At 68.3% G+C, this 23269-nt stretch carries 21 protein-coding genes and 1 pseudogene; 9 read left to right on the plus strand and 13 right to left on the minus strand.

The features are described 5' to 3' along the window. Positions 1-61 precede the first annotated feature (61 nt). The 7 genes from radA to A3ES_RS0116690 form a co-directional block, all read right to left on the minus strand. A complete protein-coding gene (gene radA / locus A3ES_RS0116660) occupies positions 62-1474 on the minus strand; it encodes a DNA repair protein RadA (protein ID WP_026162930.1) in 1413 nt (470 codons plus the stop codon). A gap of 184 nt (positions 1475-1658) precedes the next feature. Next, on the minus strand, positions 1659-2975 hold the full coding sequence (locus tag A3ES_RS0116665; protein ID WP_020387978.1) for a hypothetical protein: 1317 nt from the start codon (positions 2973-2975) through the stop codon (positions 1659-1661). Next, positions 2972-4747, minus strand: coding sequence for a hypothetical protein (locus A3ES_RS0116670; RefSeq protein WP_020387979.1), 1776 nt, complete (start codon positions 4745-4747; stop codon positions 2972-2974). Before A3ES_RS0116670 ends, A3ES_RS0116665 begins: the two co-directional genes overlap by 4 nt. Further along, the gene (locus A3ES_RS0116675; protein ID WP_020387980.1) at positions 4747-6000 is read right to left on the minus strand and encodes an ABC transporter substrate-binding protein; all 1254 of its coding nucleotides are present in this window, start codon (positions 5998-6000) and stop codon (positions 4747-4749) included. The genes A3ES_RS0116670 and A3ES_RS0116675 overlap by 1 nt, the downstream gene beginning before the upstream one ends. Beyond that, the gene (locus A3ES_RS0116680; protein ID WP_020387981.1) at positions 5990-6538 is read right to left on the minus strand and encodes a P-loop NTPase family protein; all 549 of its coding nucleotides are present in this window, start codon (positions 6536-6538) and stop codon (positions 5990-5992) included. Before A3ES_RS0116680 ends, A3ES_RS0116675 begins: the two co-directional genes overlap by 11 nt. A gap of 97 nt (positions 6539-6635) precedes the next feature. Further along, positions 6636-7334: a class I SAM-dependent methyltransferase gene (locus A3ES_RS0116685; RefSeq protein ID WP_157630564.1), complete on the minus strand. Its 699-nt coding sequence runs from the start codon at positions 7332-7334 to the stop codon at positions 6636-6638. Between the two features lie 89 nt (positions 7335-7423). Next, positions 7424-8746, minus strand: coding sequence for an MFS transporter (locus A3ES_RS0116690; protein WP_020387983.1), 1323 nt, complete (start codon positions 8744-8746; stop codon positions 7424-7426). A 208-nt stretch (positions 8747-8954) separates the two neighbouring features. Here A3ES_RS0116690 and A3ES_RS0116695 point away from each other — a divergent pair, with 208 nt between their 5' ends. Continuing rightward, positions 8955-10379: a beta-N-acetylhexosaminidase gene (locus A3ES_RS0116695; protein ID WP_020387984.1), complete on the plus strand. Its 1425-nt coding sequence runs from the start codon at positions 8955-8957 to the stop codon at positions 10377-10379. A 126-nt stretch (positions 10380-10505) separates the two neighbouring features. Then, complete coding sequence (locus A3ES_RS0116700; protein WP_020387985.1) at positions 10506-11984, plus strand: WS/DGAT/MGAT family O-acyltransferase; 1479 nt, start codon at positions 10506-10508, stop codon at positions 11982-11984. 323 nt (positions 11985-12307) lie between these two features. Here A3ES_RS0116700 and A3ES_RS0116705 read toward each other — a convergent pair whose 3' ends face one another. From A3ES_RS0116705 to A3ES_RS0116715, 3 genes are all read right to left on the minus strand, one after another. Beyond that, positions 12308-13027 (minus strand): Type 1 glutamine amidotransferase-like domain-containing protein, encoded by a 720-nt coding sequence (locus A3ES_RS0116705; protein ID WP_020387986.1) that lies wholly within the window; start codon positions 13025-13027, stop codon positions 12308-12310. Next, positions 13024-13656, minus strand: coding sequence for a VOC family protein (locus tag A3ES_RS0116710; RefSeq protein WP_020387987.1), 633 nt, complete (start codon positions 13654-13656; stop codon positions 13024-13026). The genes A3ES_RS0116705 and A3ES_RS0116710 overlap by 4 nt, the downstream gene beginning before the upstream one ends. A gap of 98 nt (positions 13657-13754) precedes the next feature. Beyond that, the gene (locus A3ES_RS0116715) at positions 13755-14507 is read right to left on the minus strand and encodes a DUF3109 family protein (RefSeq protein ID WP_020387988.1); all 753 of its coding nucleotides are present in this window, start codon (positions 14505-14507) and stop codon (positions 13755-13757) included. Positions 14508-14642: 135 nt separating this feature from the next. Here A3ES_RS0116715 and A3ES_RS0116720 point away from each other — a divergent pair, with 135 nt between their 5' ends. From A3ES_RS0116720 to A3ES_RS0116745, 6 genes are read left to right on the plus strand one after another with little or no spacing between them, the layout of a single operon-like run. Beyond that, positions 14643-15575: a Ppx/GppA family phosphatase gene (locus A3ES_RS0116720; protein WP_020387989.1), complete on the plus strand. Its 933-nt coding sequence runs from the start codon at positions 14643-14645 to the stop codon at positions 15573-15575. A 23-nt stretch (positions 15576-15598) separates the two neighbouring features. Continuing rightward, positions 15599-16462 carry a sugar phosphate isomerase/epimerase family protein gene (locus A3ES_RS0116725; protein WP_020387990.1) on the plus strand — a complete coding sequence of 288 codons (864 nt, stop codon included), beginning with the start codon at positions 15599-15601 and terminating at the stop codon, positions 16460-16462. Further along, on the plus strand, positions 16459-17070 hold the full coding sequence (locus A3ES_RS0116730; RefSeq protein ID WP_026162932.1) for a TetR/AcrR family transcriptional regulator: 612 nt from the start codon (positions 16459-16461) through the stop codon (positions 17068-17070). Before A3ES_RS0116725 ends, A3ES_RS0116730 begins: the two co-directional genes overlap by 4 nt. Continuing rightward, positions 17067-17612, plus strand: a complete 546-nt coding sequence (locus tag A3ES_RS0116735; RefSeq protein WP_020387992.1) for an HD domain-containing protein — start codon at positions 17067-17069, stop codon at positions 17610-17612. The genes A3ES_RS0116730 and A3ES_RS0116735 overlap by 4 nt, the downstream gene beginning before the upstream one ends. Positions 17613-17660: 48 nt before the next feature. Beyond that, entirely contained in the window at positions 17661-18389 is a 729-nt protein-coding gene (locus tag A3ES_RS0116740) for an ABC transporter ATP-binding protein (RefSeq protein WP_026162933.1), read from the plus strand. Further along, positions 18386-19123: an ABC transporter permease gene (locus A3ES_RS0116745; RefSeq protein WP_026162934.1), complete on the plus strand. Its 738-nt coding sequence runs from the start codon at positions 18386-18388 to the stop codon at positions 19121-19123. The genes A3ES_RS0116740 and A3ES_RS0116745 overlap by 4 nt, the downstream gene beginning before the upstream one ends. Before the next feature lie 21 nt (positions 19124-19144). Here A3ES_RS0116745 and A3ES_RS0116750 read toward each other — a convergent pair whose 3' ends face one another. Then, entirely contained in the window at positions 19145-20077 is a 933-nt protein-coding gene (locus A3ES_RS0116750) for a hypothetical protein (RefSeq protein ID WP_020387995.1), read from the minus strand. A 112-nt stretch (positions 20078-20189) separates the two neighbouring features. Further along, positions 20190-21224, minus strand: coding sequence for a DUF695 domain-containing protein (locus A3ES_RS0116755; protein ID WP_020387996.1), 1035 nt, complete (start codon positions 21222-21224; stop codon positions 20190-20192). Positions 21225-21418: 194 nt separating this feature from the next. On the opposite strand from A3ES_RS0116755, the gene A3ES_RS0116760 reads away from it, so the two are divergent. Continuing rightward, entirely contained in the window at positions 21419-22348 is a 930-nt protein-coding gene (locus tag A3ES_RS0116760) for a proline dehydrogenase family protein (RefSeq protein ID WP_020387997.1), read from the plus strand. 516 nt (positions 22349-22864) lie between these two features. On the opposite strand, the pseudogene A3ES_RS57085 reads toward A3ES_RS0116760, so the two are convergent. After that, a pseudogene (locus tag A3ES_RS57085) lies at positions 22865-23242 on the minus strand (class I SAM-dependent methyltransferase); the annotation flags it as partial. Between the last annotated feature and the right edge of the window lie 27 nt (positions 23243-23269).

Genomic DNA, 23269 nt, shown 5'->3' on the forward strand with positions numbered 1-23269 from the left:
ACCGGTCGGTAGACCCCGTCTCACCGCAGTACGGCGGAGGGTGTGGGCCGGAACACATCGGTCAGGTCAGGCCGGCGGCGGACAGGGCGGCGCGGATGTCGCCGGCGGCGAAGGTGCGCAGGCCGTACTTCGCCTGCAGGTCGAGGGGTTTGGAGTCCTTCGAGCGGTTCGGCACGTCGGCCGGGACGATCGCCTTGGTGAAGCCGAGGCGGGCGGCTTCGGCCAGGCGTTTCTCCAGGCCGCCGACGCGACGGACCTCGCCCGCGAGGCCGACCTCGCCGATCGCGATCAGGCCGGGGTGGATCGGCTTGTCCATCACCGACGACGCGACCGAGATGGCGACCGCGAGGTCCGCGACCGGTTCGGTGATCTTCACCCCGCCGACGGTCGCGACGTACACCTCCTGGTCGGTCAGCTTGAGACCCGCGCGGTTGCCCAGGACGGCGAGCACCATCGCGACCCGCGACGACTCGAGCCCGGACGTCGTACGACGTGGCTGTGGTGCCGCCGACGGGCCGACCAGTGCCTGTACTTCGGCGAGCAGCGGCCGGCGTCCCTCCATCATCACCGTCACGCAGGTGCCCGCGACCGGCTCGGCGTGCTCGGAGACGAACAGCCCGGTCGGGTCGCTCACCTCGACGATCCCGGTGTCGACCATGTCGAAGCAGCCGACCTCGTCCGACGGACCGAACCGGTTCTTGGTCGCCCGCACCATCCGGAACCCGGAGTGCCGGTCGCCGTCGAACGCGAGCACCACGTCGACCAGGTGCTCCAGCATCCGCGGGCCCGCGATCGCGCCGTCCTTGGTCACGTGCCCGACCAGGACGACGGCGATGTTGCGCTCCTTCGCCAGCCGGACCAGCGCGCCGGTCACCTCGCGGACCTGGGTCACACCGCCCGGCGCGCCATCCACCTCGGGGTGCGCCATCGTCTGGACCGAGTCGATCACCAGGAACGTCGGCTCGACGGCGTCCACCTGACCGACGACGGCACCGAGATCGGTCTCGGCCGCGAGGAACAGTTCATCCACCAACGCGTCCGTGCGTCCGGCGCGCAGTCGGACTTGAGCTGCGGACTCTTCACCTGACACATAGAGCGTGCGCTGCCCACGCCGGGCGGACTGCGCAGCCACCTCAAGCAGCAATGTCGACTTGCCGACGCCAGGCTCGCCCGCGAGCAGAATGACCGCGCCGGGTACGACACCGCCGCCGAGGACACGATCCAACTCACCGATCCCGGTCGGCCTCGATTCGGCTTCAACGGCGGACACCTTGGAGATCGGCATCGCGGGCGAAGACACCGGGCCGGCGGTGATCCGAGCAGCCTTGGGCGCACCGACCTCAGCAACCGTGCCCCAGGCCTGGCACTCCCCACACCGCCCGATCCACCGCGCCGTCGTCCACCCGCACTCGCTACAAGCGAACGGCGACTTCCCCGCCGCCTTCGACCTGGTCGACCCCGCTGCCTTCACCATGCCGCCCAACCTAATTCACCCCACCGACAAACCCGGTCCGCCATCCACAGCCGCTACCTCCCCCCGTTCATTCGTCCCCTTTTCACCCCGTCGCGCCCTCTCGTCTGAGGTGATCGACACCCAAACGGGTGAAAAGGGGGCGAATGAACGGAGAGGTTCCCGGTGCGAGTGGTTGGTGGAAGGGTCAGTGGAACCAGCGGGCGAGTTTTCGGCGGAGCCAGCTGGCTGCTGTGCGGTGGGGGGCTTCGTCGGGGACTGGTGGGGGGTCGGTGGATTCTCGGGCTGCTTTTAGGTAGCGGGTCAGGACGGGGTGGCCTGATTCGCTACCCCGGAGGTCTGCGCTTTGTTCGAGGAAGGCTCGGGCGTTGTCCAGGCGCTTGCCGACGACCTCTGCGGAGCCGAGGTGTTGCAGGCAGCGGGCGCGGCCCTCCTGCTCGTCGACTTCGGAGTACAGGTGTTCTGCCTGTTGCCACCAGCGCTTGGCTTCGCGTGGGCTCCGCTGCATCCACGCGGCTACCCCGGTCAGTTCGAGCGCGTGTGCGTGGGCGCTGGTGTCGCCAGCGATCAAGGCCCGGGCAGCGGCTGGCCGGAGCTGATCCAGAGCGCTCTCCGGGTCCTGCTGATAGAGGTGGACTATCGCCAGGTTGATCTGGATCGCCATCTCGCCGGCAAGATCAGGCCCGGGTCTGCTCAGCCGCGCGTCGTTCAGCAGGCGCCGTGCATTCAGTACGGCCTCGTCGCGGTTACTGCCGGCCGGAGACTGTTCCGCCCGCGCAAGGTGCAGCAACGCCCGCTCCACGTGCCGGCGCGTAATCAGAGCCGCAGCGGTCCTGCCATGCGTGGCGAACTTCTCCGAGACCCCAAGCCGGGTATTAGCCGTCTCCGAATCACCCATCAGCCGGTACGCCGTTGCCGCCCGCGCCGCGGCAAGTTCCGCTAGCTCCCGCCGACCGCAGCCCTCTGCCACCGCCGCCAGCAAGTCGCTGAGGTCCAGTAGCGCACGTGCGTCCTGCCGGCGCAGGTACCAGGCCTCCAACGCATCGCAGACCCTGGCAAAGTCGTCCGCGTTGTCCTCGCAGGCCTTCTCCGTGGTCAGCAACTTCCGCAGCTGCGGCTCGTGCTGCTGGAACCACTCGGCAGCCGCCAGCCCGCCCGTATCCGAGCCGAGGGACAGCAGCCATTGCTCGGCTTCCTCTGCGGCAGTGTGGAGTTCGCTGGGCTCATGAGGCGGTCCAGCCCGCCACCGGCGATAGCGACGCAGGCCGATAGGCGCGTTGTAGATCGCCCAGATCAATGCGAACAGGACCGTCAGGCTGATCCCCACAACGCTGATCCAGCCACCACTGTCGAGACTCTGCGACAGCTTGTCGCCCGCGAGACCTGACAGCAGCGCCGACGCGAGAGCACTGATCCCGAAGAAGTCGCCCCGCCGCCGCTCCTGCTTGGCAGGCTTCTCCGGCTCGCCAGCCGGCGTCACAGGCGGCGTGACAGCCGGCGTCATGGCTTGCTCCCGACAGTCAGCCCGCGCACCACTGTCGGCCAGAACGACAGCAGCAACACCGCCGGCACTACCGATGCCACGACGGCTGCAGCAGCCACCGTCCCACTTGACGACGAGAACTGCCGCGCCTCTCCCCACAGCACCAACGACAGTGGCGTAGTACCGGGTCCGCTGATCAGGAAGCCGACGATGAAGTCGTTCCACACCAGGGCGAACTCCAACACGGCAACAGCAACCAGCGCAGGCCGATACGTCCGCTGCACAGTAGCCAGTACTGCGCTCTGCCGGGCCGGCCCTTGAAGCGCCTCGGCGACCAATGCGGGTGGCGCCGAAGCAAAGGCCGAGCGCAGAAGCAGTACTGCGAACGGCAACCCAGCAGCCGCGTGTACCAAGGCCAGCGCGACCCGTGACCCAGCCAACCCGGCCGAGCCGATCGCATCCCGCAGTGGCGCGGCGTACATCTGCACGGGCGTCACCGCGAGCACCACAAAGGCCGAAGTGACTACTCGCCCCAACCAGTGGGGCAGCCCACCCCAGGCCACCAAGTACGCCGTGGGGACCGCGATCACCAGCAACACAAGCGTCGCCACCGAGGAGATCAGCACAGTCGACAGCAACGCCCGCAGCAACCCCGCGTTGGCGGCAGCGGCAAACGACTCGAAGCCCAGCCCATCAAGAGACCACCACCCACGCAGCCCGGCTTCGCGCGGTGAGTGCAGAGCAGTGGCCACCAGTACTACGGCCGGCAGGATCCAGATCAAGCTCACTGCGAACCCGACTGTCCAACCGATACGCCGTGCTCGCCGACTGGGCTTGGACCGAGTCAGCGCCGGATCAGCACGAACAACACTGACCGGCATAGCCCATCGGCGGCGACGCAGTCCCCGTACGCCGATCACCGCCACAGCTGCCACGATCGCGAACAGCACGACGCCCAGGGCCGCAGTACGGCCTGCGGGTTCGCCAGTATCGGCTGCTCGCCACCAGTTCAGCCCGAGCACGTCAGCATCGCGTTGCATCGGCCCGGGGACGACGATGAGCACCAGGTCGAACACCCGGACCGCTGCGATCACCAGAGTCAGCGTCACCACTCCGGTGATCGGCCTGAGCAGTGGCAGCTCCAGTGCGAGCAGCCGCCGCCATCCGGTGACGCCTTCAGCCGCCACGGTCCGGCTCACGTCGTCCGGGATGGCATCCAGGCCTGCGCGGAACAGCGAAACGACGTACCCGAGCCAGGTCCAGCCGAACGCGGACACCAGTACCAGCCAGAACAGCCCAGGACCGAGCCAGACCGGGCTGGAGCCGAACAGGCTGGTCCACACCGCCGTCACCGTGCCGCGCTCCGGCGTCGCGTCGAAGATGAGCCGGAACGTCACACCCGACACCAGAACAGAGACCGCGAACGGAATCACCAACGCTGGTTGGAGAAACGTGGACAGCCCAGGGAGGCGGTAACTCACCAGTGCCAGCAGAAAGCCGACTACGACCAGTCCGAGCGCTACTGCGATCCACGCGAGGCTGTTGCCGACAGCACGCAGTGCGCCCGGGTCGCCCATCACAGCGAAGTTCCCGAGACCGAAGGAGCCGTCCGGGCGGGTGAAGGCGGCCACTACGGTCACACCGATCGGGATGAGCAGCAGGCAGCTCAGCAGGAGGGCCGGAAGCCCCAGTAGATAAGGCCCTGCGGGTCGCCGGGGCTTGCCCGGCACAGGTCGCCCGCTGATCTCCCGCCCGACGATCTCGAGCGACAGGCCGTTGCTCTGCAACCCCATCAGCTCTCTACCTTCTTCAGGTCGGCCAGGGCGATCTCGACCGCATCCGGTACGACGTCGCTGCCGCGGTTGCCGATCCGCTCCAGGAAGTCGGTCAGGACGTGCCACAGCCCGTTCATGGCGCCGAGCCGTCCGAGCCGGTCGGACAGGTCGAACTGCAACGAGGCCCCCGGCGCCACCAGTTGCTTAGCGAGCCGGGTGAGCTCAGGGGAGTAGCCGGTAACGCGTCCATCGGCCAGGAAGCCGCCTGCTGTGATCCACGGGTCGACAGCGGCGGGTGCGGCCAACCGGCGTACGAGATCGCGGGCGTCGTCGGTCGTCGGCTTCGGTAGCACCATCACGTCGCCACCCACCACTACCGGGGCAGCACCACCGGGACTGATCGGCGGGAAGGTGAATATGCCGATGTCGTCGGGGTCTGCGGCGAAGGAGCGCACTACTGGCTCGGCGAAGTCGGGCGCGAGCACCATGGCCGCGCGGCGATGCCCGAAGACCTCCACGATCGCGTCCGGGAACTGCTGTACCAGCGACCGCTTGACTCCACCCGCCAACGTGCCAGGGGCCGACCACATCGTCCCGAGCAACCGGAGCGCCGCAGCGAACTGCGGATGCTCGGACGGCCGCGGATGGGCTGCGGCGGCCAATGCCTGGTACGTCGGCGGAGAGGACCCCAGCAGCACGTTCTCCAGGAAGTCGGTGAGCACCCAGCCATCTCCAGCACCCAGTGCCAGCGGCCGGATGCCGGAGAACGACAGCGACCTGTTCACCTCGAGCCACTCGCTCCACAGGGTGGGCGGCTTGAGTCCCGCCTTGTCCAGCACCGACGGCCGATACCAGACCGCGGATTTGTGAGCCGTCTTGAAGGGCAGCCCGTACGTCGTACCGTCGACGACCAGGAGCTCGTCCCAGAGCCGGGCTCGGCCCCGATCGGCCAGATCGTCCGGCATCGATTCCAGATCCTTCTTGTGTTCGGGGACGAGTCCCGGCTGCGGGAGCATCACCAGGTCGGGCCGGTGAGCATTACGCGGTCCGAAGGCGGTGGAGATATCGTCGCCGAGCGGGACCACCTCGACCGGGTAGTCCAGGCGTCCGAGCCCGTTGAGTACCGAGTGGAAGGCACGCAGCTCCTCACTGCTCCAGCTCACGGCGATCCGTACGCTGCGCCGCAGGCCGAGGACGTCCGGCGTACCGGAGCAGCCTGCAGCTAGTACTGCGGCTGAGGCTCCGAGGAAGGCCCGGCGGCTAGTCGGCATGCTGGAACCCCTTGGTACGCGCTGGATCGGTAGTGATCAGCAAGAGGGCGGGAAACCACAGCTCGGGGTTGTCGAACTGCAATAGCGATCCCCAGGTAGGCAGGCCGGCCGCATCCTCGAGCACGATCGCAGCGGGGTGTGCACGGAGTGCACGGGCTACGCCGGCCAGGCGGCGACGGCCTGCGGTGATCTCGTGGGGGTAGCAGTCCAGTACGTCTTCCAGCCCGCAGCGAGTCGCGGTGACCTGGCTCTCCACCGCTGCTGCCCGGCGGGTGACGCGGTGAGTGACTGTGTGGCCGTGTACGACGTTGCCGAGCACCGTGAGATGCGGGAGCAGGCCGCCCTCTGCAGGGACGAGGCGTACGGAGCCGCTGGCCTTGATGATCGCGTCTGTGGGTGGCTCGCCGAGTCCGCTGACCAGATCGGCCAGTAGCCGCGCGGTGGTCGCGTTCGGGACGACGAGGGCTCGCTGCTCACCTCGGACGATCTGGAGCCGCCGCGGCATGCCGGGCAGCCCTTCGAGCAGCAGTCCGTCCATCCCGGCCTGGCGCCTCCCACTGTCGGTGCGAATGCTTACCTTAGGGGGATGACCGGGTCTCTGCAGCCCTACGCGCGCCGCGGCAGGCCGGAGAAGGTCAGTAGGTCCTGCTCCACAGGTTGATCGCGTAGTCGACCTCGACGCCGGTGTGCGAGGCGATGATGCGCTCGGCGTCGGCCGGCTTGAACTCGATCCGGATCACCGCCTCCAGATCCTCCCGCCGCTCGAACCGCCAGCCCATCTCCAGTGCGGTCCGGTGCCAGCCGCGCTGCGTCCAGAAGCGATCCACCTCGGGCGGCTTGATCATCGGATAGCACTGGCTGAACCAGCGGCCGAAGGTGGACCGGCTGCCGTCGTTGTCGATCACGAACGCGGTCCCGCCCCGGCGCATGACCCGGTCCAGCTCGGCCAGCCCCGGCTCGCAACCCGGCCCGAAGAAGTACGCCCAGCGCGCGTGCATCACGTCGATCGACGCATCCGCGACCGGCAACTTCTGCGCCGTACCCTGCCGGACCTCGACGTTCACCAGCTCCCTGGTACGCCTTCGCGCAGCGGCCGCGAGTTCGCCATGCGGCTCGACTCCGACCACCCAGGCGGCTGTGGCCGCGAACATCGGCAGATGAAACCCGGTCCCGCAGCCCAGATCCAGCACGCTCGCCCCGGCCCAGTCCCGGATCGCCCGCATCGCCGGCTCGATCACGCCATCCGGATCGACGGCCCGGTTCTCCACCTCGTAAACACCCGGATGGTGCCAGATGTTGGGACTGGGAATCCCACCCTCCGCGATAGTCGCCACGCCCAAACCCTAACCGCCCGCCCGGCATGCTCGATGCGGCCGGACCGACGTTGCCTGAGGCAACACCGACCTCACTCATGCCGCTCACGCTAACCCGGCGTACCGACAGGTTCTTTCTTCGTCGTGGCTGCCATGACGGCGACGGGGACGAGGAGCAGGCCGCACACCACTGCGAGCCAGTGGAAGCCGAACTGGGCCAGGATCGGTCCAGCGGCGAGGCCGGCGATGGAGGCGAGGGCGCCCATCGTGAGGTCGGACAGTCCCTGGGCAGAGGTCCGGATGTCGGCCGGGACCGAGCGCGTCAGCAGGGTCGAGCCGGCGACCAGACAGGCCGACCAGCCGAGGCCGAGCAGTACCAGGGCGAGTGCCGTGAGGCTGTGCGCGTCGTCGGGGGCGAGCGCGGCCACTGCCATCGCGCCCGTCAGGATGGCCACGCCGATGCCGACGGTCGGGACGCGGCCGATCCGGTCGGTGAGGAAGCCCATCACGGGGGAGAGGGCGTACATGCCGGCCACGTGACCGCTGATGACGAGGCCGACGATCGTCAGCGAGGCGCCGTGGTGGCTCAGGTGGACCGCCGTCATCGACATCACGCCGACCATCACCGCGTGGGCAGACGCGATCGCCAGCAAGCCCAGCCGGGCGTGCGGGATCGCCATCACCCGGCGGAAGGTGACCGCCAGCGGCTGGCGTTCCTGGGCGGTTCTGACGGTCGCTTGCTGCAGGCGGCGCAGGCCGAACCACACGGTCGCCAGCGCGAGGGCGAACGCGACGACGGAGAAGAGGTACGGGCCGGCCAGCGAGAGCACGCCGACCGACGTACCGACCGATCCGCCGACGCCGGTGAGGTTGGGGCCGACGACAACGCCGATGGTGGTCGCCCAGACGACCATCGACAGGGAGCTGGCGACATGCTTGGGGTCAGCCGCGTCAGTCGCGGCGTACCGGGCCTGCAGGTTGGTGGCCGAGCCGCCGCCGAACAGGCAGCCGGCGAACAGCAGTAGTGCGAGTGAGTCGATCTGTGCCGCCACGACGCTGAGCAGCGCACCCGCGAGCGCGATCAAGTAGCCGGCGGTCAACGAGATCCGCCGCCCCTGCGAGCGGGCCAGCCTCGCCAACGGCACAGCCAGCATCGCTGCGCCCAGCGTTGTCGAGGTGGCGACGACCCCCGCCATCGAGGTCGATCCGGAGATGTCCTCGGCGAGCAGCCCCGCCACCGCGAACCCGCTCGCGACCGCGACCCCGCCCAGCACATTGCTGATCACCAGCACCCACAAGGTGCCCCGCTGCAACGAAGCAGCAGTCGCCGGGACTGCGCCCTGCGCAGGAGCCTGTACTGCGTCCTGCGCGGCGGGCACCGAGACTGCGTTCTGCGGGACGGTCGGTTCGGGCGGGGCTGAGTCGGCGGGCACAGGCCTACCTTCTCACCCGGGAAGCTGCTGCGGCAGCCAGTTTCTCCACCACCGAAGTGCTCGATAGTGCTCCTCAGTGCCCGTTTTGTGCAGTTCAGAGCGTGGACCCACCCTGGGCGCGGCCCCTGAACCGCAGGTAGGGTCGCCGTCAGCGGCTTTCGCTGTCAGCTTTCGTTTGTCAGTTCCGTTGCCCTCACCTGGAGTCCGGATGTCCGAACAGATCGCGATCGTCCCCGCCCCCCGAGAGCTCGTCGCCGGCGACGGCCAGTGGGTCAGCACCGACCCTGCCGCCGACGCCGTCCGTACCGTCGTGGAGAACCTCGGCGAGACGGAGTACCGGATCGACGTGACCCCGGACGGTGCCCGGCTGTCGGCCGGCTCCGAGGAGTCGCTGCGGTACGCCGAACAGACCTACCGCCAACTGGTCGACGCGGCCACCCCGGTCGAGGACGGCGTCGCCGTACCGGCCGTGCACATCGCCGACGCGCCGCGCTTCGGCTGGCGCGGCGTGATGCTGGACGTCGCCCGGCACTTCCTGCCGAAGGAGTTCGTCCTGCGGGTGATCGACGCGATCGCGCTGCACCGGCTGAACGTGCTGCACCTGCACCTCACCGACGACCAGGGCTGGCGGGTCCAGATCGACGCCTTCCCCAAGCTCACCGAGGTCGGCGCCTGGCGGCCGGAGACCATGGTCGGCAAGATGTCGCACGACCAGACCGAGTTCAGCTACGACGGGAAGCGGCACGGCGGGTTCTACACCAAGGACGACCTGCGCGAGATCGTCGCGTACGCGGCCGACCGTGGCATCACCGTCGTTCCGGAGATCGACCTGCCCGGTCACATGCAGGCGGCGATCGCGGCGTACCCGGAGCTCGGCAACAACCCGGACAGCCAGCTCGGGGTCCGGCAGATCTGGGGGATCAGCGACGACGTCCTGAACGTCAACGACGAGACCGTCGAGTTCGTCCGGACCGTGCTGCGCGAGGTGCTGGAGATCTTCCCCAGCCCGTACATCCACCTCGGCGGCGACGAGTGCCCGGACGTCCAGTGGCGTACTTCGGAAGTGGCGCAGGCGCGGCAGGCCGAGCTGGGGCTCACCGATGCCGGTCAGTTGCAGGGCTGGTTCACCGAGCAGGTCGCGGCGGTGCTGACCGAGGACGGCCGGCGGCTGGTCGGCTGGGACGAGATGGTCGAGACCGACTGCCCGAAGGACGCGGTCATCATGGCGTGGCGGAGCGCCCAGCGCGGCGAGATCGCGGTGAAGGCCGGGCACGAGACCGTGATGGCGCCGTGCGAGTCGGTGTATTTCGACTACTACCAGGGCGACCCGGCCACCGAGCCGCTCGCGATCGGCGGAAACATCCCACTGGAGAAGGTCTACGACTTCGAGGTGATCCCGGCCGGTCTGTCCGCCGAGGAGGAGGCGCGGATCGTCGGCACCCAGTGCCAGATCTGGACGGAGTACATGGAGGACCCCGAGCGGGTTGGCTACATGTTGCTGCCACGGCTGTCCGCCTTCGCCGAACGCGCCTGGGGTTCGCCGAAGGCGTCGTACGACGAGTTCCTCACCCGCCTGCGTCCGCACCTCGCCCGCATCGAGGCGCTGGGCCTCAACTACCGGCCGCTCGACTGAGCTTTGCCTCCCGGTCTCCCGATCTTGACCTATCCCTGACGTCACAGATGCTGAGGGGATAACTAAAGTCGTCTCAGGCGGTTAGCTGGGTAGACGGCCTGGGTCAGATCGGGAGCGGGAGGACGGATGACGGCGGTGGGGCCGTTGGACGCGATGTTCCTGCTGGGCGAGACGCGCGAGCAGGCGATGCACGTCGGCGGCCTGATGCTGTTCGAGTTGCCCGAGGGTGCTCGCGATCAGGTCTTTCCCGACGGCACCCGGGACTATGTCGCGCGGCTCTATCAGGACATCGTCGAGAACCAGACGGTCAACCCGCTCTTCAGCCGGCGGGTGCGCAATCGGGCGCTCGACCTGGGCTACTGGTCGTGGGATCAGGATCGCGAGATCGACCTCGAGTACCACGTCAGGCTTTCGGGGCTGGCTCGTCCTGGGCGCTTCAGGGAACTGTTCGAACTGACCAGCCGCTTGCACGGCACTCTCTTGGATCGACGTCGGCCGCTGTGGGAGATGCACCTGATCGAAGGTGTCCAGGGGCGTCGCTTCGCTGTCTACAGCAAGATCCATCACTCGATGATCGACGGCGTCACAGCGTTGCAATGGATGCAGAACACGCTGACTTCCGACCCCGTACGGACGGGGATGCCGGCGACCTATGCGCTGCCGGACGCGCCGGCGAGTGTCGATCGATCGGTGGAAGAGCAGCCGAGGACGCTGAGTGGGATGCCGACGGCGGCTGAGTTGTTTGCGGCCGTGGGGCGGCTTCCGGGTGAGGCTGGCAAGGCTGTTGGTGGGGCGGTCGGGGGAGTGGGGCGGGTGCTGGCTGATCTTGCTGGGCTGTCGCCGGTTGGGCTCAAGAGTGCGTTGCGGGCGCTTCAGACCGAGCATTCCTCGGTGGCTTTCCAGGCGCCGCAGACGATCTTCAACCAGCCGATCACCGGGGCCCGGCGGTTCGCGGCGCAGTCCTGGCCGATGGAGCGGCTGGAGAAGGTGCGCGTGATGACCGGCGCGACGCTGAACGACGTGATGCTCGCGATGTGTTCAGGGGCCTTGCGCAACTATCTCCTCGAGCTGAACGCCCTTCCGGACAAGGGTTTGACCGCGATGGTCCCGGTCTCCCTCAGAGGTGCCGACGGCAACGGTACCGGCGGCGGCAATTCGCTGGCCACCCTGATCGCCGACCTGGCCACGGATGAGATCGACCCGGAGCCGAGGATCCGCCGGATCATGGACTCCACCACCTACGGCAAGGGCGTCCTGTCCCAGCTCAGCCCCCTGCAGAACCTGATGATCGGCGCCCTCGGCCTCGGCTCAGCCGGTCCCGCCGCGGTCATCCCAGGCCTCGCCGGCCGCACCCCACCGCCGTACAACCTGGTGATCTCCAACGTCCCCGGCCCCTCCGAGAGCCCCCTGTACTGGAACCGCTCCCGCCTGCTCGGCATGTACCCCGCCTCAATCGTCCTCAACGGCCAGGCCCTCAACATCAGCGTCACCAGCTACGACCACCAACTCCACTTCGGCCTAACCGGCTGCCGCCGCACCGTCCCCCACCTACAACGCCTCCTATCCCACCTGGAGACGTCACTTAGGGAACTCGAATTCCTCTAGCCTCGAAGGGGGCGGGCGGCCAGCACTATCAAACCTCGGCAGCAAACGCTTCCCTCGGCGTGTCGAGGCACCGGGGGCGGGTTTGGTAGTGGTGGCGGTCCGCTAGCCCGGTCGCCTTCCGTGGCTCGCCCGGCCTTCGCTGCCGGGGCCTTCGGCGCTTGGGTTATCGGTGGCTGGTTTTCCGGTGGATGGGCCGAGTGGGGTTACCCGTACTACGGAGGGGTTCGCCCCTCGATGTGGGGTTCGCCCACTGCTCTACCAGTGGGTGATGCCCACCTAGCGGGGCGAAGCACACCGATTGGTCGCTGGGACCCGGGTCGTCTCTAGCCCAGCAGGCGCGGAATGACCTCTGTTTCGCGCCAGCCGCCGGAGCCATCGGGTTCTACCTGCCAGGCACGGGCATTCGGCAACACCGAGACGGCCTCGTGGAATGCGCCGCCGACATAGTGGAGCCCGACGCCGCCCTCCGTTGCGTAGCCTGCGGGAAGGGCGCCTGAGGCAACCAGTTGCCGGTACGTCGTACGCCGGGGCTGGTCGTTGAGTTCGTCGTGGACGCCGTTGCTCCAGGGTAACCAGCCGAGGCCGTTGCTGAAGGCATCTAGTGAGTCGCCGAAGGAGTCGGTCGGGCCGCCGACGTGCCAGCACAGGCTGCCTGCGCTTTGGCCGGCCATCACCACGCCGTTCTGCCATGCCTCATGCAGGATCTCGGGCAGGCCGTGCGCCCGCCAGATCGCCATCAGATTCACCACGCTGCCGCCGCCGACCCACAGCGCGTCCTGTGCCAGCAGGTGTTTACGGACGTCGGGCACATTCGGCTGGGTGAACAGCGTCAGTACGCTCGGCTCGATCGCGGGATCGTTGCCGAAGGCATCTTCGAACCACTGCACCGCGTGCGGGTTGTCGCCCTCCGCCGTGGGCAGGAAGCAGAGCTTTGCCGGGCGGGCGACGCCGGCCAGCGATACGGCGTACCGGATCAGGTCGAGCGTGCGAGATCGGTCGCCCTCGAGGATTCCTGAGGTGGCGAGGATCTGCGGGGGTGTCACAGCCTGACGATGCCGTCCGGGGTTTGGAAGACGGCGGCTACGAGGCCGGGCTGGCCGTTGGGGCCGACCCAGGCGACGTCGAGGTCGTCGAGCAGGTGGTCGGCCGGGTGGCCGATCCAGTCGGTCACCCGGGTGGGGTCGCCGGCGATCTCCAGCCCGGTCAGCTTGACGCCCTTGCCGCCGACCGACGGGTGCTGGGTCAGGTCGTCCCAGTGGATGAAGAACGGCAGTTGCGGATCGGAGATCAGACCCTTGACGCCGATCTGCCGCCAAGTGAGGTTGACCCCGTCGGGGCGGTGCCGGTTGCCGGGGACCGCGTCGCGGCCGAGGCGCTGCTCCATCCGGGCCATGTCGCGAACGGCGACCACCCAGCCGAGCCAGCCGCCGCCGAGTTCCTTACGGGCGCGCACCGCCTGACCGAACGGCGCCTTGTCCGAGGACGGGTGGTCGAGCACGTCGACGACCTCGATGTAGCGGTCGTTCTCCAGCGGAAGGATGTGGTTCACCGTGCCGAAGCGCGGGTGCACCCCACCATCGACGAAGTCCGCGCCGAGCACGGCGGACAGCCGCTCGACCGTCGCTTGGTACCCGTCCGGTCCGGCGGCATATGAAAGATGATCCAAGCGCATGCCAGTCATTGTGTCGGCAAACCGGCCGCCGCGTGGATCCGGGGTGTCGAAGGAAGGCAACCCTAACTACGAAAACAAAGAAAAAGCAGTGAGCGGGATCAGGAGAACAGCGGCTTCGACGCCGGGTGTGGGAGTAGCTGACGACCCGCGTCGAGATGCTGGCGGCAGTACTCAGCCAGTACGTCGTACGCCTTGACACCCATCAGCGTCTGCAGCTCGACCTTGCTCGACTCGAAGACCGCCTCGACCGCGATGTGCGCCTCGGTGTTGCCGGTGCAGTACCAGTCCAGGTCGTGCCCACCCGGCCCCCAGCCGCGCCGGTCGTACTCACCGATCCCGACCTCCGTGTACGACGTACCGTCCGGCCGCTCGACCTCGCGGAAGGTCCGCCGGATCGGCAGCTGCCAGCAGACGTCCGGCTTGGTCTCGACGAAGTGCACGCCCTGCTTCAGCGCGAGACCGTGCAGCGCGCACCCGCCGCCGCCGGGAAAGTCCGGCCGGTTCAGGAAGATGCAGGCGCCTTCCCAGACGCGGGTCTTGCGGTCGCCGTCGTCGTCGGTCTCGACCCAGCCGTTCTTCTTGCCTTCCTTGCGGAACTGCCAGTCCTCGTTGCCGAGCTGCTTGACGTAGCCCTTGACCCGCTTCTCGTCGTCCTCGTCGGAGAAGTGCGCGCCGAGCGTGCAGCAGCCGTCGTTCGGGCGGCCCTTGTAGATGCCCTGGCAGCCACCGCCGAAGATGCAGGTCCAGTTGGACGTCAGCCAGGTCAGGTCGCAACGGAACACCTGGTCGGGGTCATCGGGGTCGACGAACTCGGCGAAGGCGCGGGGGAAGTCAAGTGATACCTCAGGCACCCCGAAAGCGTACGTCGTCCGGCGCGATACTCGGTCATCCCGGCCAGTACTGCGCCCGCCGCCGGCCGATCAAATCTGGGGGAAGACGCTCATGGGCCGATCGGGTCAACACCCGGAGTCCAGTAGCGTGAGGGTATGCGGCTCGGCGTACTCGACGTGGGATCCAACACCGTCCACCTGCTCGTGGTGGACGCACATCGTGGTGCCGCGCCGCTGCCGGCGTACTCGCACAAGACCGAGCTGAGGCTGGCCGAACACCTCGAGAAGGACGGCAAGATCGCCAAGTCCGGTGCCGACGAGCTGGTCTCCTTCGTCAAGGAGGCGGCCGAGCTGGCCGAGGACAAGGGCTGCGAATCCGTCCTCGCCTTCGCCACCTCGGCGCTGCGCGAGGCGCCGAACGGCGAACACGTGCTGGACCGGGTGCGGGAGCGGACCGCGGTCGACCTCCAGGTGCTCACCGGGCAGGACGAGGCCCGGCTGACCTTCCTCGCCGTACGCCGGTGGTTCGGCTGGTCGTCCGGCCGCCTGGCTGTCTTCGACATAGGAGGTGGGTCGCTGGAGATCGCGGCCGGCTCCGACGAGGAACCGACGGTGGCGGTGTCCGTGCCGCTGGGCGCCGGGCGGCTTACTCGCGAGTCGCTGACCGCCGATCCGCCGGACAAGGACGAGATCAAGGCGCTGCGCAAGCGGATCCGGGTCGAGATGGCGGCCGTCGCGGGCGACGTACTGCGAGCCGGCAAACCGCAGCGGGCAGTGGCCACCAGCAAGACGTTCCGCTCGCTGGCCAGGATCTGCGGGGCGGCTCCGTCGGACGACGGGCCTTATGTCCCGCGGTCGCTCAGCCGCGACGACCTGGCCGAGTGGATGCCCAAGCTCATCGCGATGACGGCCGCCGAGCGCGCCGAGTTGCCAGGCGTTTCCGCGAGCCGCTCGACCCAGCTGGTCGCGGGAGCACTCGTGGCCGACGCCGTCATGGACCTTTTCGACCGCACCTCACTCGAGGTCTGTCCGTGGGCTTTGCGCGAAGGCGTGATCCTGTCCCGCCTCGATCAGTTGCAGCCCCGATGAACAAGCGCGAAGGCAAGTAGAAGATGACCCGCGACACCGCGAAGATCGGCCTCTCCAACGCTTCGGTTTACCCGGAGTCGACCGCCAGTTGCTTCGAGCTGGCCGCCCGGCTCGGGTACGACGGCGTCGAGGTGATGGTGGGTATCGACCCGCTGAGCACCCAGATCGACGCGATCCAGCGGCTGGTCGACTATCACCACCTGCCGGTCCTGGCGATCCACGCGCCTTGCCTGCTGATCACCCAGCGGGTCTGGGGCACCGACCCGTGGGGCAAGCTCGAACGCAGCGCGGAGGCGGCCAGCGCGCTGGGGGCCGATGTGGTCGTCGTCCACCCGCCCTTTCGCTGGCAGCGCGACTACGCCCGGGGATTCGTCGAGGGCATCGCGCGGCTGGAGGCGGAGACCGGGATCATCTTCGCGGTCGAGAACATGTACCCGTGGCGCGCGCCGGGCAAGGGCCTGCAGGCGTACGCGCCGAGCTGGGACCCGACCGAGCAGAGCTACGCGCACACCACGCTGGACCTGTCGCACTCCTCGACCGCCGAGCAGGACTGCGTCGAGCTCGCCGCGACGATGGGCAGCACGCTGAAGCATGTGCACCTGACCGACGGCACCGGCTCGGCGAAGGACGAGCACCTGGTGCCTGGGCGCGGTACGCAGCGCGCCGGCGATCTGCTGCAGGGGCTGGCGAATCAGGAGTTCGCCGGTCACATCATCATCGAGATCAACACCCGCCGCGCGACCAGCCGGTCCGAACGCGAGGTCGACCTGATCGAGTCGCTCGAGTTCACCCGCAAGCACTTCGTCCGGACCGCCGAGGCCGTCACGTCCCGGCGCCACGCCTTCGCCGTGACCAGCGACGGCGAGGTGTCGGAGCTCGACACGTGACCTCCCGTACGCCGAAAGCCGCGGCCAAGTCGCGTACTCCCGGGCGGCGGCCCGGTGGCCCTGACACTCGCGGCGAGATCCTCCGTGCTGCCCGGGAATCCTTTGCGCACAAGGGATTTACCGCCACCTCCATGCGTGCGGTCGCCCGCGAAGCCGGGGTCGACGCGGCCCTGGTGCACCACTACTTCGACAGCAAGGACGCGCTGTTCATCGAGGCGATGGCGCTCCCGATCGACCCGCGCCAGGTCGCCGCGCACGTCCTGTCCGGCCCGCCGGAGGAACTCGGCCGGCGGATCATCACCGTCTTCCTCGGCGTCTGGGAGTCACCCGACGGCCAGCAACGGATGAAGGCGATCCTGCGCAGCGTGGTCAGCAGCGACGAGGTTGCCCGGCTGATGCGGGAGGGGATCAGCCAGCTGATCCTCACCCCGGTCGCGGAGGCGCTCGGCGTACCGGATGCGCAGTTCCGGGTGTCCCTGGTCGCCACCCAGCTGATCGGCATGGCGATGACCCGCTACGTGATCGAGCTGGACCCGATCGCCTCCTGCGAGGTCCCCGACCTGATCGACCGGATGGCCCCCACTCTCCAGCGCTACCTCACCGGGTGAATCTCCCCACCGACCGGGAGATCCGCGACCTGCACGCGCAGTACGCGCCGACCCGCGAGGCCTTCGACCTCGTCCACGACCACTGCCGGATCGTCGGCCGGCTCGCCGAACAGGTGATTGCCCGGAACAACCTCGACGTGGACGTCGACCTGGTCCGCGCCGGCAGTCTGCTGCACGACATCGGGCTCTACCGGCTCAACGGCTCCCACTACATCCGCCACGGAGTACTCGGGTATGAGCTGTTGCGCGAGCTCGGCTTTCCCGAGGCGCTCTGCCGGTTCTGCTCGCACCACACCGGTGTCGGGCTGAGCTGGGACGACGTCGTACGGCAGGAGCTTCCGATTCCGCCCGGCGACTACCTCGCCGAGACAGTCGAGGAGGAGCTGGTCATGTACGCCGACAAGTTCCACAGCAAGAGCAGTCCTCCCGAGTTCGTCACGGCCGCCGCCTACCAGGCCGCCGTACTGCGCTTCGGGGCGGACAAGAGTGCGAGATTCGCAACGCTCGTCGAGCGGTACGGCGAACCCGGGCTGCTCGCCTGACCTTCGCGAGATGTTGCCAGCGGGTCCCGTCTGCGCTAAATTCATCACATGATGAAAAACGCGATGGCGGTGACCTGCCGAGACGTCGTGGTGGTGCGCGGGGACCGCGAGGTACTGCACGGGGTCGGCTTCGACCTCAGAGCCGGGTCGGTGACCGGGCTGCTCGGTCCGTCCGGGTGCGGCAAGACCACGCTGATCCGGGCGATCGCCGGGTTGCAGGCCAAGGTCACCGGTGACGTGCAGGTGCTCGGCCTGCCCGCCGGGTCGGCCAAGCTGCGCGGGCGGATCGGCTACGTCACCCAGGAGCCCAGCGTGTACGGCGATCTGTCCGTCACGGAGAACCTGCGCTTCTTCGCCGCCGTACTGGGTGAACCGGTCGACGACGTCGACCGGGTCATCGATGCGGTCGACCTGCGCAGTCATGCCGATGCACCCGTCGACAGGCTGTCCGGCGGTCAACGATCGCGGGCCTCGCTCGCGGCCGCACTGCTCGGCAACCCCGAACTGCTCGTGCTCGACGAGCCCACCGTCGGTCTCGATCCCGTACTGCGTCGGGACCTGTGGGAGTTGTTCCATCGCCTCGCGGCTGACGGCGCGACGCTGCTGGTCTCCAGCCATGTCATGGACGAAGCCGTCCGCTGTGACCGCTTGCTGCTGATGCGCGACGGCGACCTGCTCGCCGACGAAACCCCGCAGGCGCTGCTCGAATCGGTCGGGACCGACGACATCGAGCAGGCCTTCCTGACCCTGATCGACCAGAGAGCTGGTGCCCGATGACTCCCCGAGTGACCTTCGCCGTAGCGGCCCGCGTGGTCGCGCAGTTGCGCCGGGACCACCGGACGGTGGCGATGCTGATCGTGATGCCGGCCTTGCTGGTCACGCTGATGTGGTGGATGTTCCACGATGCGCCGGCCACCTTCGACCGGGTCGGCGGGCCGCTGCTGGCGGTCTTCCCGGCGATCATCATGTTCATCGTCACCTCGGTGGCGACGTTGCGCGAGCGGTCCAGCGGGACGCTGTCCCGGCTGTTCACGATGCCGATGGGCAAGGTGGACTTCCTGCTCGGCTACGCGATCGCGTTCGCGCTGATCGCCGTCGTCCAGGCCGTCGTGGTGGTGTCGATCTCGCTCTACGCCCTCGACCTCGACATCCGCGGCGACGCCTGGCAGCTCGGTGTCGTCGCCGTCCTCGACGGTGTTCTCGGTACTGCGCTCGGCCTGTTCGCGAGCGCGTTCGCGGCCACCGAGTTCCAGGCGGTCCAGATGATGCCGGCCGTGATGATCCCGCAGCTGTTGCTCTGCGGACTCCTCCTCCCGCGCGACCAGTTGCCCGACGTACTGAACGCGGTCAGCGACGTGCTGCCGCTCTCGTACGCCGTCGACGCCGTCACCGGAGTTGCCAGGGGCAACGGCTTCGGTGACGGCGCCGGGACCGATGCGCTGATCGTGCTGGCGTTCATCTTCGGCGCCCTCGCCCTGGGTGCGGCCACCCTCAAACGGCGTACCGCGTAGGGCGGCCGGCGTACCGGGTGGCTACTCGCCGGCCAGGGCATCGGTCGGCGGGTTGCCGACCCACCGGAAGAAGACCGGATCGGGCGTCTGGAACATCCCGCCGTTCACCTGGCCAAGACTCTGGATCGGTGTCGAGGTTCCGGTGGCGTGACCGACGGCGTACATGTGCCCGAGCCTGGTCGACGGATCGACGCCGATCAGCAGCGAACCCTTGCCACAGCGGGAAGCGACCAGCTTGGCGAAGCGGGCCCAGCCGGTGGCGCGAACCTGCTTGACCACCGGTTTCATCGGGGCCGCGACCGGCAGGTGGATCGTGTAGAGCCCACCGCCTCGCAGGTTCGCCACGAAGGTCTCGTACGTCGCCGTCCTGCTGATCAGCGAGATCGACTTCACGCCCGCAAAGCCCTTGGCCGAACCGGTTTGCGTCCACCTGCCGGTGCTGCTGATCGACCAGCGCAGCAGCGTTCCGTCGTTACGCAACCCGTACGCGGTCTGTCGGGCAAGCGTCTGGCCGCGGTAGTAGCTCGACACCTCCACGGCGGTGAAGCGGGTCCAGCCGGCGCCAACCTTTGTGTACTTGGCCGGTCGCGCAGGGTCCTTTGCACCGTCTGGGGTGAGCCAGTAGTGATGGGCATAGAGGTTGTCGCCGAACACAACCCAGCCGAACCGCGCGGTGCCGGACGGCTTCGGCCAGATGGCGAAGGTGGTGCTGAGGCGTGCCTGGCCGCGCGGATAGGTGTACTGGAGGTAGTGGCCGACTCCGGTCGTCGGCGGGCTGGTCGCCGTGATCGGCTGCCAGACGTGGTAGCCGCCGACGGTCACACTCCCCGCGACCATGCTGCATGCCGCAGTAGTCGTCGTTGCTCCGGTAGAGGATCCGGTGCTCGCGACGGCCGGGCCAGCGGCTCCGATCGCCAGGGCCAGCGTGGTCAGGATGACTGGCAGTGTTCGCATACCAACCACGATGTCACCGGCGACCGGAAAGTTGCGGCTACTCGCCGTTCAGCAGGTCGGAGGTCAGGCTGGTGGCCCAGCGAGCCTTGGATGGAGTGAGGCGGTGAAAAGTTCAGCTGAGATGGCGGACGCCTTCCCAGCCGGCGTCGGCGGAGACGTCGACCGCGACCGGACCGTCGGGCCAGCCGATGACCGCGGCCTCGACCTGGGCGGCGGCCGGGGTGGTGCCGTCGACGTAGTAATGCAGGATCCGGTGGCCCTCGGCAGTCTCGTGGGCAAGCAGCCGCCCGGAGTCGCCGAGTCGGTCCGACAGGTGATCCTCGAAGTCGCGCAGGTGGCTGAGCGTCTCGTCCAACGGAAGACCGTCGTCTCGAGCAGCCTTGTACGGAACCGAGACGGCGACATGCGTGTCCAGATGCGGAAGCTGGATCGAGCGGAGCGGCACCATCGCCGTCGCCACCAGCCGGTGCCCGGCGGCCGTCGTACCCTCCATCAGCCGCCAGCTCGGCCCACCGTCATCGGCGACATGGTCGGCGGCGAACGCGGCAACCGCAGGCAGCAGCTCAGCGATCGGTACTGCGTCCGCCGGGCGCTCCACCGCGGTCTCGATCGCGCCGACCCAGGTCTCGACGAGTTCCTCGCCCAGCACCAGGTCGAGCAGCAGGAAGGTCACCCGCTTCTGCAGGTCCTCCGGCAGTTCGCTGAAGGTCGGGTGATGTACGCCGACATGCAGCGCGGCTTCACGGGTGTCCGCCTCGATCGTGACCAGGGCCGCGTCGATCTGGACCGGCGGCATCCCCTCGAAGCGGATGGTGACGTCGGGGGCCGGGCGGCGCATATCGGCGTACTCCCAGGTCCGGTCCGACGGCGGCGCGGCCCTGAGCCAGCGGCGGGCGATGGCGCGGGTGCCTGGGTCGCCGGCGGCGGTCACCACCAGGACGTGCTTGGCGTGCAGGCCCGGACCGAGCTCCCAGTCGAGGTTGCCGTGGATCCGGGAGACGTAATGCGTCAGTACGTCGGCGGTCGCGCTCGGGTCCTGGTTCGCGACCGCGGTCGCCACCGCGTCCGAACCGGTCGTCGCCCACCAGGCCCAGAACTCGCCGATCGGATCACCGATCGGGGCCTTGGGGCGTTTGAACAAGCGCATGTCCGCATCCTCTCTCGGACCCAGGCCAAGCGAAACCGAGCCAGGACCACTTGCCCTACTGGTGTGGTCCTGGCCACACTGCGGCGGTGACCATTAGGGCGGGTCAGGTTCAGGCGCGTAGCCTGCTGACACCCCTGATTCATCGCGCGGCACACCGGGGCCGGGTGGGACGGGAAACGAGGAGGAACGCGAAAGTGCTTCGGCGAGTCCTGCTGGGCGTGTCCCGCAGCCCCCAGATCAAGAAGGCCGTCTCGGCGATGCCGGTCTCCAGCGGCATCGTGGCCCGGTTCGTCGCCGGCGAGACCGCTCCGGAGGCCGTACTGGCCACCGAGAAGCTGGTCAGCAACGGCCTGAACGTCACCCTCGACCATCTTGGCGAGGACGTCACCGATGTCGCCGCCGCGACCGCGACGGCCGACGCCTACCTCGAACTGCTCAAGCAACTGTCCGCCGCCGGTCTGACCGCTAACGCTGAGGTGTCGGTCAAGCTGTCCGCCGTGGGCCAGGCGCTGCCCGGCGACGGCGAGAAGATCGCGCTGGAGAACGCCCGGTCCATCTGCCACGCGGCCCGCAACGCCGGGACGACGGTGACGCTGGACATGGAGGACCACACCACCACGGACTCCACCCTCAGCATCCTGCGCGAGCTGCGGCAGGACTTCCCCGAGACGGGAGCTGTCCTGCAGGCCTACCTCCGGCGTACCGAAGCCGACTGCGTCGACCTGGCGTACGCCGGATCGCGGGTCCGCCTCTGCAAGGGCGCCTACAAGGAGCCCGAGTCGGTCGCGTTCCAGGACAAGCGGGCCGTCGACAAGGCCTACGTCCGGGCGATGAAGGTGCTGATGAACGGCGCCGGCTACCCGATGATCGCCTCCCACGACCCACGCCTGATCGCGATCGCCGGCTCCCTGGCCGACCGCGCCGGCCGCCAGCGCGGCAGCTACGAGTACCAGATGCTCTTCGGCATCCGCCCCGAAGAACAACTCCGCCTGGCCCGCGACGGCCAAACCGTCCGCGTCTACATCCCCTACGGCGAAGACTGGTACGGCTACCTGGTCCGCCGACTGGCCGAACGCCCGGCCAACCTCCAGTTCTTCGCCCGCTCCCTGATCAGCAAGAAGTAACCCCGACGCCCGCTCCTGCGTCCCGTGCTGTTCGGCTGCGCCCGCCCCGTGCATGGCGCTCCTAATGAGGGTGAGCGTCCCGACCGACAGGACATAGTGCGATTTTCGGGTCGGGCAAACGTTTGCGCGGCCCGATTTGACGACTATGTCCTGTCGGTCGGGACAGTCCCGCGGCTCACGAGGGCGTGCGCGGCGCTGGAACGCGCGAACTCCTGCGTCGCGCGATACGACCACGATGGTGGTGGGCGGGCTTCGGTGGGAGTGATGGCATGGACGCCGGCCGACCCGGCGACGCCGTGATTGACGGCAGTTGGGGAGACAAATACCCCCGCCTGAGGCGAAAACCCACCGCAGAGCCGGGCGAAAACCCTCCCCAACCGCTGACCCGATGCGCATGCCCCAACGGATTTGGCCTGGTCGGAAATCCCTCGACCTAGACCTGACGCGCAGCGACGAACGAGCTGTCTCCGATGAGCACGTGCCCACCAGGCTGGTATGTGCTCCGAGTGTCTCGATTACAGCCCAGAGGTCGGCATCGGTGAGCTGGTAGGACAGCGAGTTGCCCAGGCAGAGGACCAGATCGAACTGACGGCCGAGACGGATTGACCTGATGTCGTCGAGGAGCAACACCAAGCCGGGGTTGGTCGCCTGGCCGTGTCCGATGAGCATGGGCTGCACATCGACTCCAACCGCCTTGCAACCAAAGCTGGCTTGGAGTGCAGCCAACTGCCGGCCGGTTCCGCAGCCCAGATCCAGTACCGCGCCCGGTGTAGCTCCGTTGGTCAGTTGGTTGACCACGGCAACAAGTCCGTCATCGGCAAATGCGAGCCGGTCATAGAGATCGGGGCGCCGATACAGGAGATTCGTGCTGGTCAACCGAGCGGCCAGCTTCATCGAGTTCACCGTTCCCTTCTACGCCAG

It is taken from the genome of Kribbella catacumbae DSM 19601 (assembly GCF_000372465.1).
Taxonomy (GTDB): domain Bacteria; phylum Actinomycetota; class Actinomycetes; order Propionibacteriales; family Kribbellaceae; genus Kribbella; species Kribbella catacumbae.

Excerpts from the sequence above, each read along its gene's own strand:
- radA (WP_026162930.1), bottom strand. The coding sequence starts at position 1,474 with ATGGTGAAGGCAGCGGGGTCGACCAGGTCGAAGGCGGCGGGGAAGTCG.
- A3ES_RS0116665 (WP_020387978.1), bottom strand. The coding sequence starts at position 2,975 with ATGACGCCGGCTGTCACGCCGCCTGTGACGCCGGCTGGCGAGCCGGAG.
- A3ES_RS0116670 (WP_020387979.1), bottom strand. The coding sequence starts at position 4,747 with ATGGGGTTGCAGAGCAACGGCCTGTCGCTCGAGATCGTCGGGCGGGAG.
- A3ES_RS0116675 (WP_020387980.1), bottom strand. The coding sequence starts at position 6,000 with ATGCCGACTAGCCGCCGGGCCTTCCTCGGAGCCTCAGCCGCAGTACTA.
- A3ES_RS0116680 (WP_020387981.1), bottom strand. The coding sequence starts at position 6,538 with ATGGACGGACTGCTGCTCGAAGGGCTGCCCGGCATGCCGCGGCGGCTC.
- A3ES_RS0116695 (WP_020387984.1), top strand. The coding sequence starts at position 8,955 with ATGTCCGAACAGATCGCGATCGTCCCCGCCCCCCGAGAGCTCGTCGCC.
- A3ES_RS0116700 (WP_020387985.1), top strand. The coding sequence starts at position 10,506 with ATGACGGCGGTGGGGCCGTTGGACGCGATGTTCCTGCTGGGCGAGACG.
- A3ES_RS0116710 (WP_020387987.1), bottom strand. The coding sequence starts at position 13,656 with ATGCGCTTGGATCATCTTTCATATGCCGCCGGACCGGACGGGTACCAA.
- A3ES_RS0116720 (WP_020387989.1), top strand. The coding sequence starts at position 14,643 with ATGCGGCTCGGCGTACTCGACGTGGGATCCAACACCGTCCACCTGCTC.
- A3ES_RS0116725 (WP_020387990.1), top strand. The coding sequence starts at position 15,599 with ATGACCCGCGACACCGCGAAGATCGGCCTCTCCAACGCTTCGGTTTAC.
- A3ES_RS0116740 (WP_026162933.1), top strand. The coding sequence starts at position 17,661 with ATGATGAAAAACGCGATGGCGGTGACCTGCCGAGACGTCGTGGTGGTG.
- A3ES_RS0116745 (WP_026162934.1), top strand. The coding sequence starts at position 18,386 with ATGACTCCCCGAGTGACCTTCGCCGTAGCGGCCCGCGTGGTCGCGCAG.
- A3ES_RS0116750 (WP_020387995.1), bottom strand. The coding sequence starts at position 20,077 with ATGCGAACACTGCCAGTCATCCTGACCACGCTGGCCCTGGCGATCGGA.
- A3ES_RS0116755 (WP_020387996.1), bottom strand. The coding sequence starts at position 21,224 with ATGCGCTTGTTCAAACGCCCCAAGGCCCCGATCGGTGATCCGATCGGC.